Origin of the sequence: Streptomyces achromogenes (assembly GCF_030816715.1) — a bacterium.
GTDB classification, from domain to species: Bacteria; Actinomycetota; Actinomycetes; order Streptomycetales; family Streptomycetaceae; genus Streptomyces; species Streptomyces achromogenes_A.
The window spans coordinates 8,372,239-8,384,879 of sequence record NZ_JAUSYH010000001.1 but is presented as its reverse complement, the minus strand read 5'-3'; the positions used below and the strand labels follow the sequence as shown (position 1 = coordinate 8,384,879).

The 12,641-nt window shown below is 71.3% G+C and carries 8 protein-coding genes; 4 read left to right on the top strand and 4 right to left on the bottom strand.

Annotation, left to right across the window (positions count from 1 at the left end):
• Window positions 1–151 precede the first annotated feature (151 nt).
• The 4 genes from QF032_RS36835 to QF032_RS36820 all read left to right on the top strand — a co-directional run bounded on the left by QF032_RS36835 (window position 152) and on the right by QF032_RS36820 (window position 7,270).
• Window positions 152–1,180: a LacI family DNA-binding transcriptional regulator gene (locus tag QF032_RS36835; RefSeq protein WP_307048737.1), complete on the top strand. Its 1,029-nt coding sequence runs from the start codon at window positions 152–154 to the stop codon at window positions 1,178–1,180.
• Between the two features lie 165 nt (window positions 1,181–1,345).
• A complete protein-coding gene (locus tag QF032_RS36830) occupies window positions 1,346–4,612 on the top strand; it encodes a discoidin domain-containing protein (RefSeq protein ID WP_307059462.1) in 3,267 nt (1,088 codons plus the stop codon).
• Window positions 4,609–6,105: a family 43 glycosylhydrolase gene (locus QF032_RS36825; protein WP_307048733.1), complete on the top strand. Its 1,497-nt coding sequence runs from the start codon at window positions 4,609–4,611 to the stop codon at window positions 6,103–6,105. The genes QF032_RS36830 and QF032_RS36825 overlap by 4 nt, the downstream gene beginning before the upstream one ends.
• Window positions 6,106–6,109: 4 nt before the next feature.
• On the top strand, window positions 6,110–7,270 hold the full coding sequence (locus QF032_RS36820; protein WP_307048731.1) for an RICIN domain-containing protein: 1,161 nt from the start codon (window positions 6,110–6,112) through the stop codon (window positions 7,268–7,270).
• Between the two features lie 160 nt (window positions 7,271–7,430).
• Here the strand turns inward: QF032_RS36820 and QF032_RS36815 are convergent, their stop codons facing one another.
• The 4 genes from QF032_RS36815 to QF032_RS36800 all read right to left on the bottom strand — a co-directional run bounded on the left by QF032_RS36815 (window position 7,431) and on the right by QF032_RS36800 (window position 12,635).
• On the bottom strand, window positions 7,431–8,261 hold the full coding sequence (locus QF032_RS36815; RefSeq protein ID WP_307048729.1) for a hypothetical protein: 831 nt from the start codon (window positions 8,259–8,261) through the stop codon (window positions 7,431–7,433).
• Window positions 8,262–8,318: 57 nt separating this feature from the next.
• Complete coding sequence (locus tag QF032_RS36810; protein ID WP_307048727.1) at window positions 8,319–9,473, bottom strand: PP2C family protein-serine/threonine phosphatase; 1,155 nt, start codon at window positions 9,471–9,473, stop codon at window positions 8,319–8,321.
• Between the two features lie 113 nt (window positions 9,474–9,586).
• Window positions 9,587–10,345 carry an IclR family transcriptional regulator gene (locus QF032_RS36805; RefSeq protein WP_307048725.1) on the bottom strand — a complete coding sequence of 253 codons (759 nt, stop codon included), beginning with the start codon at window positions 10,343–10,345 and terminating at the stop codon, window positions 9,587–9,589.
• Window positions 10,346–10,490: 145 nt separating this feature from the next.
• Window positions 10,491–12,635: an ATP-binding SpoIIE family protein phosphatase gene (locus tag QF032_RS36800; protein ID WP_307059460.1), complete on the bottom strand. Its 2,145-nt coding sequence runs from the start codon at window positions 12,633–12,635 to the stop codon at window positions 10,491–10,493.
• Window positions 12,636–12,641 lie beyond the last annotated feature (6 nt).

The window sequence follows — 12,641 nt, the reverse complement described above, 5'->3', positions numbered from 1 at the left end:
TGAAAGCTAGGACCCGGCTGACAGCTCGTCAATCCCCTTGCAGCAAGCGGTATTACGGGCTCCGCCGAAACCCTTGAAATCGTCCAGGCCGGACCCCGGCCGAAACAACTCGCGTACGGTTTACTCACGCGCCGCGCGACAGGAGATCCCCATGACACCGGCCCCCGGCACCTCTCGTTCGCACCCCGCCACCCTCAGCGACGTCGCCCGGCTGGCCGGCGTGTCCATCGCCACCGCGTCCAAGGCGCTCAACGGCCGCAGCCAGGTGCGCGCCGAGACCCGGCAGCGGGTGATCGAGGCCGCCGAGCGGCTGGCCTTCCGGCCGAACCAGCTGGCCCGCGGGCTGCTCGTGGGACGGTCGGGCACCGTGGGACTGCTCACCAGCGACCTCGAGGGCCGTTTCAGCATCCCGATCCTGATGGGCGCGGAGGACGCCTTCGGGGCGGGCGAGGTCGCCGTGTTCCTGTGCGACGCGCGTGGCGACGCGATCCGCGAACAGCACCATGTCCGGGCGCTCCTGGGGCGCCGCGTCGACGGCCTCATCGTGGTGGGCAGCCGGACCGACCCGCGCCCGTCCCTGGGGCGCGAGCTGCCCGTCCCCGTGGTCTACGCCTACGCGCCGTCGGACGATCCGGCGGATCTGTCCATCGTCCCGGACAGCGTCGACGCCGGCCGGATCGCGGTGGAACACCTGCTGGCCTGTGGGCGCACCCGGATCGCGCACATCACCGGCGACCCCGGGTACGTCGCGGCGCGGGAGCGGGCCGAGGGCGCCGGGGCCGCGCTGGCCGACGCCGGTCTCGCGCCGGTCGGCGAACCGCGGTTCGGCGCCTGGTCGGAGGGCTGGGGACGGGCGGCCACCGCGCTGCTGCTGGACCGGCATCCGGATCTCGACGCCGTACTGTGCGGCAGCGACCAGATAGCCCGCGGCGTCATGGACGTCCTGCGGGAGCGCGGCCACCGGGTGCCGGAGGACGTGGCGGTGATGGGCTTCGACAACTGGCAGGTCCTGACCGCCTCTTCGCGGCCGCCGCTGACCAGCGTCGACATGAACCTGGAACAGGTGGGGCGGGCGGCCGCGCACGCCCTGTTCCTCGCGATCGGCGGGGCGCGGCGCTCGGGGATCGAGACGGTGCGCGGCCGGGTGGTCATCCGGGAGTCGACGGCGCCGCTGTCCTGAGCCGCGCTCCCCGGGGCCCGGGGCGGCCGGTGAACTCGTGCTCAAGCGCTTTCCCTTGACACGGCATCAGGTCGCTCCTACGTTGCGAAAACCTTTTAGGTGAGTTTCCTCGCACGTATGTCAGGCGCATGACATCCCCGACACCGCCAACCGGAGAGGGAGCCCATGAAGCGCCTCCTCGTCGCCCTCGTGCTCATCCTGTGTTCCGTCTGTTCCGTCAGCCCGGCCTCCGCCGCGCAGACCATCGGGTTCCCCGTCTTCAGCGGGCCGGCGATCCCGGCACCGCCCGTCGCCTACACCCCCGGCGACATGATGCGCGGCATCTACGACGCCGAGAGTTCCGGCACCGATTTCTGGATGGACCGGCTGCTCGCCCGCTCCGGTGACGACCCGGCCGGACCCTGGCTGATGAGCCGGGGGCGTGCGCTCTTCATGAAGACCCACGACCCGGCGGTCCTCGGGTTCGGCGGCCATGTCGCCTACTGGGAGAGCGTCAACGACAACAACGCCTACACCGTCGCGATCACCCCGGGCACCTTCACCGAACAGGTCTCCCAGCGCCGGCAGGTTCCGAGCCACTGGAAGAGCGTCCACACCAGCGGCTCGATCGCGGTCACCCAGACCAAGTTCATCACCGAGAACAACGTCGCCGTCACCAACCTGTCGATCAGGAACAACGGCAGCAGCTCCACCACCTTGCAGTTGCGGGCGACGTCGCCGTACGCCACCGCAGGCAGCGGCAGCGAACTGACCGGCCAGGTCAACGCCTACAACAACCTCACCACCATCCGGCCGCGGCTCACCGGCGACGGATTCAACGCCTCCGGCGGCGGCCTGAACCGCTCCGTCACCGTCGGCGCCGGCGCCACGGTGACCACGAAGGTCGTGATGGGCTTCGTCACCGACGAGATCCCCGACTCGCTCACCGAGTACAACGCCTACGCGGGCTACAGCGACGCCACCGCGTTCGCCACCCACGTCAAGGCGTACAACCTGTGGTGGGCGAAGAACGTGCCCTACATCGACGTGCCCGAGCCCGCGATCAAGAAGAACGTCTACTACCGCTGGTGGCTGATGCGCTTCAACAACCTCGACGCCGACATCCCCGGGCAGACCTTCCAGTTCCCGACGTCGACCGAAGGCGTCCTCGGGTACAACAACGCGATCGCGCTCACCCAGCCCATGCACATCGACGACCTCAAGTACCTGCGCGACCCGTCCTACGCCTACGGGGACTGGCTCAGCGTCGGGCAGACCTCCAAGGGGGGCCGGTTCCTCGACAACCCCGGCGACCCGGAGAACTGGTCCAACAGCTACACGCAGTACATCGCCGAGGCCGCCTGGAAGAGCTACCAGATCCACGGCGGACAGCCGGCCATCGCCGGCAACCTGGCCAAGTACGCCGAAGGCGACGTCAAGGGCCAGCTCGCCTACTACGACCACGACAACAACAAGCTGATCGAGTACGACTGGGGCGCGCTGACCGGCAACGACGCCGACGCAGTCTCCTTCCACTGGAAGCCGGGCACCATGGACCGCGCCGAGTCCGCCTACCAGTACAGCGGCGCGCTCGCCGCCGCCCAGGCCTACGAGGCGACCGGCAACACCGCCAAGGCCGCCGAGATGCGCACCCTCGCGACACAGATCAAGGACGCCATCGTCAACGTCCTGTGGAACCCGAACCGGCAGCTGTTCGAGCACCGGTTGAAGTCGACCAACGAGTGGGTCCCCTGGAAGGAGATCAACAACTACTACCCGTTCTCGGTCGGCGCCGTTCCCAACACGGCGACGTACAAGCAGGCCCTGCGCCTCTACGACGACCCCGCCCAGTACCCGGTCTTCCCCTTCTACACGGCCAACCAGGTCGACAAGAGGGCGGCTGCCGACGCCGGCAACCCCGGCTCCAACAACTTCTCCACCATCAACTCCACCGTGCAGTTCCGGCTGTACTCCTCCGTGCTGCGCAACTACCCCAACTCGTGGATGAACGCCACGGACTACAAGAAGCTGCTCTACTGGAACACCTGGGCTCAGTACGTCGGCGGCAACACCCAGTGGCCCGACGCCAACGAGTTCTGGGCCGACTGGAACGGCAGCGGCATCGACTACCGCTCGTGGATCCACCACAACATCCTGGGCAGCAGCAACTGGACGGTCATCGAGGACGTCGCCGGGCTGCGGCCGCGCAACGACGCCAAGGTGGAGGTCTCCCCCATCAACATCGGCTGGAGCCACTTCACCGTCAACAACCTCCGCTACCGCAACGCCGACCTGTCCATCGTCTGGGACGACCCGGCCGACGGGGTGGTGCGCTACCCCGGCGTCCCGGAGGGTTACTCGATCTACGTCAACGGCACCCGGGCCGCCACGGTCAACTCACTCGTGCCCTTCACCTGGGACCCCGCCACCGGTGACGTCACCACGAGCGGCACGGTCACCCACCACGTGGCCGTGTCCGGGCTGCAGGCCCCCCAGCAGGTCGTGCAGAACAGCCCCCGGATGGTGGACATGCTCGCCAAGGCCGGCGTCGACCTCACCGCCGAGCCCGGCCTGACCAACCTCGCGGCCGGGGCGACGACCACCGCCTCCTACACCGGCTCCGGCGGCAACACCTCCGGCGCGGTGGACGGCTATCCCACCAACGAGCCCTTCTGGGGCGCCGGCGGGTCTCCCAACAGCCAGGACTGGTACGAACTGAACTTCGGCACGGCGCGCACGCTGAACGAGATGCGCCTGTACTTCAAGGACAGCCGCCCGGCCTCGGCGACCTACCGGGCGCCGTCCGCCTACGCCGTCCAGTACCACAACGGCAGTTCGTGGGTGGACGTGCCGGGCCAGACCAAGAGCCCTTCGGCGCCACGGGCCAACTACAACCTGGTGCGGTTCCCCGCGGTCACCGCCCAGCGCGTGCGGATCCTGGCCACCAACGCCCCCGGCGCCAAGACCGGTCTCACCGAGGTCAAGGCGTACAACCGGGGCGGGGTCCAGCCGCCTCAGCCACCGGCCAACCTGGCCACGTCCGCGACGCCGACGGCGTCCTACACCTCCCCCTGGGAGAGCGTCGCCGCGGTCAACGACGGGGTCGACCCGCCGTCGTCCAACGACACGGTCAACCCCCGCTGGGGCACCTGGCCGGAGACCGGACAGCAGTGGGCCGAACTGACCTGGCCGTCCGCGAAGACCGTCAACAAGGCCGACGTGTACTTCTTCGACGACGACGAGGGCATCGACATGCCGGCCTCCTGGAAGCTCCAGTACTGGAACGGCAGCGCCTACGCCGACGTGCCCGGCGCGAGCGGCTACCCGCTGGCCAAGAACCAGTACGACACCGTCTCCTTCACCGCCGTGAACACCACCCGGCTGCGGGTGCTGCTCACCGGCAACGGCTCCGACTCCGTCGGCCTCCTCGAAGCAAAGGTGTACGGACCGTGACCCGTTCCAGATGCCTGTCCGCGCTCGTCGCGGCACTCCTCACGGCGGTCGCCTTCCTGGTGGCGCCGCCCACCGCCTCCGCCGCCGTCGCGTTCACCTCGACGGGGGTCAACCAGAACGGCGGCAACTGCCTCGACCTGCCCGGCGGTTCGACGACGGCGGGAGCGCAGTTGCGTGCCTTCGCGTGCTCCGCCGGCGCCAACCAGAACTTCGCGTACACCCTGCTCTCCGGCACCACCGACACCTACACGATCACCGGGCAGTCCGGACAGTGCGTCGACGTCTACGGGGCGTCCACCGCGGACAACGCGGCGATCATCCAGTGGCCCTGTCATGGCGGGACCAACCAGCAGTGGCGGCTCGTGCCGGTGGCGGTGAGCGGCACCGACAAGACCTTCAACCTGGTCTCCGTGAGCTCGGGCAAGTGCGTGGCGCCGAGCGGCGGTTCGTCCGCCTCGAACACCAACCTGGTGCAGCTGCCCTGCGCCACGGCGGGCGGCCGGGTGTGGCGGCTGCCCGCCTTCACCGGCGGCGGCACGGGGACGAGGACCTTCACCAACCCGCTGTCCCAGCACGGGCCCGACCCCTGGCTGACGTACTACAACGGTTACTACTACCTCGCCACCACGACCTGGAACTCGACGGTCACCATGCGCAAGGCGAGCACTCTCGCCGGCCTCGCCTCCGCCTCCGACCAGGTGATCTTCAACCTCACCCGGCCCAACGGCGCCGGCACCATGTGGGCGCCCGAGTTCCATCTGCTCGACGGCCCGAACGGCAAGCGGTGGTACTTCTACTACACCGCCGGGCGGGAGCCCTACGACCTGGGTACCCAGCGGATCCACGTGCTGGAGAGCGCCGGCCTGGACCCGATGGGCCCGTACAGTTTCAAGGCCGACCTGCTCGACCCGACCCAGGACAACACCTGGGAGCTCGACCCGGGCATCCTCCAGCTCAACGGGCAGCTGTACCTGCTGGGCACCTTCTACAACGGCTCGCAGCCGATGTTCATCCGGCCACTGTCCAACCCCTGGACGGCGAGCGGCACCCGTCGGGTGCTGTCGACACCGACCTACAGCTGGGAGACGGTGGGCGGCGCGGTCAACGAGGGCGCCGAGGTCCTCCAGCGCGACGGGAAGACGTTCATCGTCTACTCGGCCAGTCACTGCTCCACGCCCGACTACAAGCTGGGCATGCTCACCTACAACGGCGGCGACCCGCTCAACTCCTCCTCGTGGGTCAAGTCGCCGAACCCGGTCTTCCAGCGGTCCAACGCCAACGGTGTGTACGCCCCCGGGCACAACGGCTTCTTCAAGTCGCCGGACGGCACCGAGGACTGGATCGTCTACCACGCCAACAACTCGACGAGCGGAGGCTGCGACATGAACCGGAGCACCAGGGCCCAGAAGTTCACCTGGAACGCCGACGGCACGCCGAACTTCGGCACCCCGGTGGCACTCGGCGTCACCCTGCCCGCCCCCTCGGGGGAGTAGTCGGATGACACGATCGAGGTTCCTGCCCCTGTGGGCGATCCTGCTCACGGTGATGTTCGGTGCGGTCATGGGCGCCGTCGCGATCGCACCGCAGGCCCACGCCGCGACGGCGTTCACCTCCACCGCGGTCAACCGCAGCGGCGGCAACTGCCTGGACGTGCCGGGCGGTTCCACCGCCGACGGCCTCCAGCTCATCCAGTGGACCTGCCACGGCGAGCCCAACCAGAACTTCACCTTCACCCCGGTCGGCGGGACCACCGACCAGTACACCGTCGGCACCTCGGCCGGCGGGCGGTGCGTGGACGTCAACGGAGCGTCCGGCGCCGACAACGCCACGATCGTCCAGCGGGCCTGCGGCACGGGCGCCGGCCAGAAGTTCCGTCTCGTGCCGGTGACGGTCAGTGGCACGACCGGCGTCTTCGGCCTGCAGTCGGTGTCCTCCGGCAAGTGCGTCACCCCCGCGGGCGACTCCTCGGCCTCGAACACCGGTCTCGTCCAGCTGCCCTGCACCGGCACGGCGGCCCGGACCTGGCGGCTGCCCGGCTTCACCGGCAGCGGCGGCGGCTCGACGCCGCCGCCGACGAAGACCGTCCGGGTGTACTGGCTCAAGCCGTCCGACGTTCCGTTCGACCAGCGGTACCCCGACGGCATCGCCAACGTGATGCGCGAGGCACAGCGCTACTACCAGCAGGAGCTCGGCAAGACCTTCAAGCTGAACACCACCGTGGTGGAGGTCGTGAACGGCGACCAGCCCCGGAGCTGGTACGAGAACACTCCCAACGGCGGTGACCGCTACTGGTGGGCCGTCACGAACATGCAGAACGAACTCGCCAGGAAGTTCGGCCTGAACAACCCCGACAGCCGTTGGCTCAACGTGGGCGAGATCAGCGCCGAGGGAGAAGGCGCGGGCGGGGGCGCGAGCCCCGGCTGGGTCGTCCTGAGCGGGCACGACGCCGACGGCGCGGCCGGCACCAGCGGACAGTCGATGAACCGCTGGTACGGCGGGATGGTGCACGAGCTCGGGCACGCGTTCGGCCTGCCCGACTCGTCCTCGACCGACGGCACACCGATGTCCGCGTCCTTCTACGACTACCCCAACACCCACTTCAGTCAGAGCCAGAAGAACCAGATCCTCAACGGCCCCTACGGGAGCTTCCTGTCCTGACCCTGCCCCCGGGGGCAGGGTCAGGACATCGGCGGGGCGTCGCACCGACGCCCCGCCGACGCGTGTCGTCAGGCGGCGCCCGGGCCGCCGGGCGTGGTGGCGGCGGGCGTGGGCCCGCCGGCGTCCCGGTCCGTCAGCGCTCCCTGCGACACGCCGCCCGTCATGAGGCACACCCGCCGACGCGCCGGGTGCTGAGCGCCACGTCGTCCATGCGGACGTCGTACGACGACGGCGTCGGGCCGGCCTGGTACAGCTGCCAGCCCAGCTTGAGCGTGTCGAAGCGCGGGAAGACGAAGTCGTCCGCGCTGCCGCCGTGCTCCTCGGTGGAGACGGTCAGATCGGAGCGCTCCACGCCGTCCTGGTACACGGTGACGCGGTTGTCGGTGGCGTCGAGGTGGAACTCCACGCAGCTCCAGGTCCCGGCCGTGGCGGGGGCCGAGGTGCGCCACGCGGTCCAGTCCCCGGTGGGGCCGAGGTCGGAGCCGACACCCCAGAAGTTCGCCTGCGAGGTGGGAACGTACTGGCCGCCCAACGGGCGTACCAGCGTGGGCGCGTCGGAGCCGGACGCCTCGGCGACGGTCCAGTGCGCCCAGTCCGGGGCGGTCGGGAACCCGTCGACGCGCAGCCGCAGCCGGGCCCAGAAGCTGTTCCCGGCGGGTGCGAGGTCGGACAGGACGAGGAAGGCGCGACCGTTGCCCTCCGTGTGCAGCCGCAGCTCGCGGCCGTGGCCGGTGCGGCTGGGCTCGACGGTCAGGGAGCCGTCCTTGGCGTCGGTGGTCCAGCCGTGGCCTGCGGTGACGGGACCGAGCGGCAGTCGGTCGAAGTCCTCGCGGACGAAGGTCTTGCGGGAGACGGCGCCGTCCGCGGCGCGGGTGGGACCGAGGGCGGAGACGGTGGGATCGGCGGGGCCGGCAGAGGCGGTGGGGGGTAGCGCGAGCAGTGCGCCCGATGCGGCCAGCAGGGCGGCCGCGATCTTCCTCATGCGTGTCATGAGCACAGTCTGCAACACCGGGCAGAACGATCACAGTGGTCGCCCGGGTCACCGTGGTCACACCGCCCGCTCTCCCAACGCCAGTCCTTCCAGGGCCGGTTGGGGGACGCCGGCTTCGGCCGCGCCTGCCGTCGGCTTGCGGATCAGCAGCAGCGCCGCGTCGTCGTGCAGTCGTCCGCCGACATGCGTCAGCAGTTCCTCGTGGATCGAGTCGAGCGTGCGCGCCGGCTCGTCGCAGAGGTGGCGGGACAGTCCTTCGGCGAGCGGGTAGAACTTCCGGTGGCGGTCGCGGGCCTCGATGACGCCGTCCGTGTAGAGCAGCAGTTGGTCCCCGTCGGCGAACGGCAGCACCTGGAGGTCGGGCCGCTGGTCGGTGAGGGCGCGCAGACCGAGGGGCGGGGCCGGGTGGGGGCTCTCCACGGCCACGACGTCCTCGGACGAACGCACCAGCAGCGGCGGCGCGTGTCCGCAGTTCACCACTTCCAGCTCCCCCGGCCGCGGGTGTCCGGCGACGACGGCGGTGACGAAGTCGTCGGCGCCGAGGTTGCGGGCCAGGCTCCGCTCGATCCGGTCGACGACGGCGAGGAGATCGGGCTCGTCGTAGGCGGCCTCGCGGAAGACGCCGACCACGAGGGCGGCGGTCCCCACGGCGGGCAGCCCCTTGCCCCGCACATCGCCGACGATCAGCCGGACGCCGTACGGAGTGGGCACCAGCGCGTAGAGGTCCCCGCCGATCCTCGCCTCCGCGGCGGCCGCGCTGTAGCGGACGGCGACCTCGAAGGGGCCGACCGTGGCGGGGACCGGCTTCAGCAGCGCGTGCTGGGCGGCCTCCGCGACGGAGCGGACGTCGGCGAGCACCCGCTCCCGGCGTGAGCGCAGCGCGCCGGCGAGGGCGCTCGCCAGCGTGACGGCCAGCAGGGCGGCCAGCACGGCCGCCAGCTCCGGGCCGGGCGCGCCGTCCCGGGCGCCGAGGGTCGCACCGAGCGCGGCGGCCAGGAGTCCGACGCAGAGCACGCCGCGCGGACCGTTCGTGGTGGCGGCCAGCGCGGGACCGGCCGCCAGCAGGGGCAGCCACGTCATTCCCGCTCCGCCGACGAGATCGACGAGCACGACGACGAAGACGATCAGGACGGGCAGGAGGGGACCTGCCGGTCGGTGTCCGAACAGCCGCGTCGGGATGGGGTCGCCACCATGCTTCCGGGCCTGACTCATGCTGGGTATGCAGTCCTCACCGTGCCGCGCGGCACATCGCACATGTCCGTTTCCTCTAGGAAAAGGGAGGGCTGCCGTCACTCACAAGGCGCAGCTTTTCAGATAATGAACGATCAGGCGCGCAGCGAAAGAGTCCTGGTCACGCGGTTAGCGGTGGGGATCAGCCGGTCGCGGACCTGCTCGATCCGGGACAGCCGGTCGGCGGGCAGGGAGACGCCGAGCGAGCCGATGACGTCGCCGCTGTAGACGGGGACGGCGACGCAGACCGTGCCGAGGGCGTACTCCTCCAGGTCGGTGACGGCCGGGGCCACGGGCGACTCGTCCAGTCGCCGGATCAGTTCCGGAGCGCTGGTGATGGTCCTCGGGGTGAGGTCGGCGAGCTGGTGGCGCGAGAGGTAGTCCCGTCGGGCGTCGTCGTCCATCTCCCGCAGGACGGACTTGCCGAGGGCGGTGGCGTGCCCCGCGTCCTCGAAACCGACCCACAGGTCCACACGGGGCGTCCGGGGACCGTCCACGATCTCGGCGACCCGGATCTCGCCCTCCTCGTAGAACGTGAGGTAGGCGGCGGTCGTCAGCTCGTCCCGCAGCGCGGCGAGCGTCGGACGGACCCGGCTGAGCAGCGCCTGGCCGCGGCCCGCGGTGTGCAGTGTCCGCAGTCGGTCACCGAGGATGAACCCGCCGTCCTCGAGTTTTTGCAGGTAGCCGTCGTGGACGAGGGTTCGCAGCAGGTGGTAGGCGGTGGCCAGGGGCAGCCCGGCCTCCCGCGCCAGCTGTTTCGCCGGCGCGCCGTTCTCGTGCTCGCTCACCGCCTCCAGCAGACGGAAGGCCCGCTGTACGGAGTTGATGAGCGTGGGGCCGTCCCGCGCACTCATAGGACCAGCGTGCGCCCGGCGGACCGGGCAGGCAAGGCACGGGCCGCCGCCGGCCCCGTGATGACGCCGCCGTTCCCGTTCCCTTTCGCGTTCCCTTGCCCCTGGTGGCGCCGTCGGGTCCGGCTGGCCGCGCCGGACGTCGGCGTCACCCGGCGAACGCCGACGCCGGGAACTGCGCCGACTCGCTCAGTTCGGCCCAGACCGTCTTGCCGCGGCGGGCGTGGCGGGTGCCCCAGTGCTCGGCCAGCCGGGCGACCAGCAGCAGGCCGCGTCCGCCCTCGTCGGAGACCCGGGCCCGGCGCTGGTGCGGGGTGGTGTTGCTGCCGTCGGAGACCTCGCACAGCAGCCCGCGGTCGTGGATGAGGCGCAGCCTGATCGGGGGGCGGCCGTAGCGGATGGCGTTGGTGGCCAGTTCGCTGACCACCAGCTCGGCGGTGAAGCCGAGCTCCTCCAGGCCCCAGTCGCCCAGCTGCCGGGAGACGAGCGAACGGGCCCGGGCGACGGCGGCCGGGTCGGCGTCCAGATCCCAGGTGGCGACCTGGCGTGCGCCGAGGGCACGGGTGCGGGCGAGGAGGAGGGCGACGTCGTCGTCCGGGCGGTCGGGCAGCATGGCTTCCAGGACGGTGTCGCAGATCGCCTCCAGGGAGGTCTCCGGGCGGGCGAGGGCGTGACGCAGCCGGGTGAGGCCCGGGTCGACGTCGTGGTCGCGGGCCTCGATCAGGCCGTCGGTGAACAGGGCGATCAGGCTGCCCTCGGGCAGTTCCACCTCCGTCGCCTCGAAGGGCAGGCCGCCCAGGCCCAGCGGCGGCCCGGGCGGCAGTTCCAGCAGCTCGACCGTGCCGTCCCGGCTGGTCAGGGCCGGTGGGACGTGACCGGCGCGGGCCAGCGTGCACCGTCGGGAGACGGGGTCGTAGACGGCGTACAGGCAGGTGGCGCCCGTCTCGCCGAGGTATTCGTCCGGGTCGCCGTCCGGGTCGCCGGATGCCTCGCCGGAGGGGCGCAGCACCACGTCGTCCAGGTGGGTGAGGAGTTCGTCGGGCGGCAGGTCGATGTCGGCGAGGGTGCGCACGGCGGTCCGCAGCCGGCCCATGGTGGCGGCGGCGTGGATGCCGTGGCCGACCACGTCGCCCACCACCAGGGCCACCCGGGCCCCGGACAGCGGGATGACGTCGTACCAGTCGCCGCCCACCCCGGCCTGACCGCCGGCCGGCAGATACCGGTAGGCGACCTCCACGGCCGACTGCAGGGGGGCGTGCCGGGGAAGCAGACTGCGCTGCAGGGTGAGCGCGGTGGCGCGGGCGTGCGTGTAGCGGCGGGCGTTGTCCACGGCGACGGCCGCCCGGGCGGCGATCTCCTGGGCGAGCAGCAGGTCCTCGTCGTCGTAGGGGTCGGGGTTGCGGTGCCGGCGGAACTCGGCGACGCCCAGCGTGCTGCCACGGGCGCGCAACGGCACCACCAGGGTGGAGTGGACGCGGCGCCCGTCCGGGCTTCTGTCGCCTTGGTGCCGGGTGGGCCGCCCGGTGGCCAGGGCGCGTGCCGTCGGCGATCCGTCGACGCACGTGACCAGCTGCCACGCGGCGGCGGACGGGGGCCGCGCGTCGCGGGCGGCCGCCGGCGCCCGGGCGATCCGGCGCACGACGAGCCGGTCCGTAAACGGGGTGTCCTCACCGTGCAGCGCGGAGTCGAGCAGGTCGACGGTGACGACGTCCGCGAAACGCTCCGCGGCGAGGTCGGCGAGCTCCTGGGTGGTGCGGGCGACGTCCAGTGTGGTCCCGATGCGCACGCCCGCCTCGTTCACCATCGCGAGCCGCCACTGGCGCCGGCGGTCGCGCTCCTCCTGGAACGCGGCGACGTCCTGTTCCGAGGTGCGGTCGACGTACCCGGTCGTCGTCGCGATCACGTACCGGGTCGCCCTGCTGACCAGGGGCGCGTCGGCGGTGTACCGGGGCAGCTCCCCGATCAGCCGGTCGAGGACGACGCCCTGCGCCAGCCGGAAGGCCCTCAGCATCGTGGCCAGGGACATGCCGTACCGGGCCAGTCGGCGGGCCCGCTCCAGTGCGGCCGGCGGCGGTTCGATCAGCTCCGGCTCGGCCGAGCTCGCCAGGCCGGACAGCCCGGTCACGATGTACTCGGCGACGTTCTGCGACACCGTGCCGGCGATCTCCGGGGTCTCCCAGAGCGCGGGAAGCTCCCGCCGCAGGGCCTTCTCCACGTCGGCGATCAGCTCGTCCGCCCGCGCGCCCAGCTCGCGCGCGACGCGGGCCACGAGACGGTCGGCCTGGTCGTCCACACTGTC

What these genes read in the sequence shown, in the direction of transcription:
- QF032_RS36815 (WP_307048729.1), bottom strand. Translation starts at nt 8,261, where the DNA reads ATGACACGCATGAGGAAGATCGCGGCCGCCCTGCTGGCCGCATCGGGC.
- QF032_RS36830 (WP_307059462.1), top strand. Translation starts at nt 1,346, where the DNA reads ATGAAGCGCCTCCTCGTCGCCCTCGTGCTCATCCTGTGTTCCGTCTGT.
- QF032_RS36810 (WP_307048727.1), bottom strand. Translation starts at nt 9,473, where the DNA reads ATGAGTCAGGCCCGGAAGCATGGTGGCGACCCCATCCCGACGCGGCTG.
- QF032_RS36820 (WP_307048731.1), top strand. Translation starts at nt 6,110, where the DNA reads ATGACACGATCGAGGTTCCTGCCCCTGTGGGCGATCCTGCTCACGGTG.
- QF032_RS36835 (WP_307048737.1), top strand. Translation starts at nt 152, where the DNA reads ATGACACCGGCCCCCGGCACCTCTCGTTCGCACCCCGCCACCCTCAGC.
- QF032_RS36805 (WP_307048725.1), bottom strand. Translation starts at nt 10,345, where the DNA reads ATGAGTGCGCGGGACGGCCCCACGCTCATCAACTCCGTACAGCGGGCC.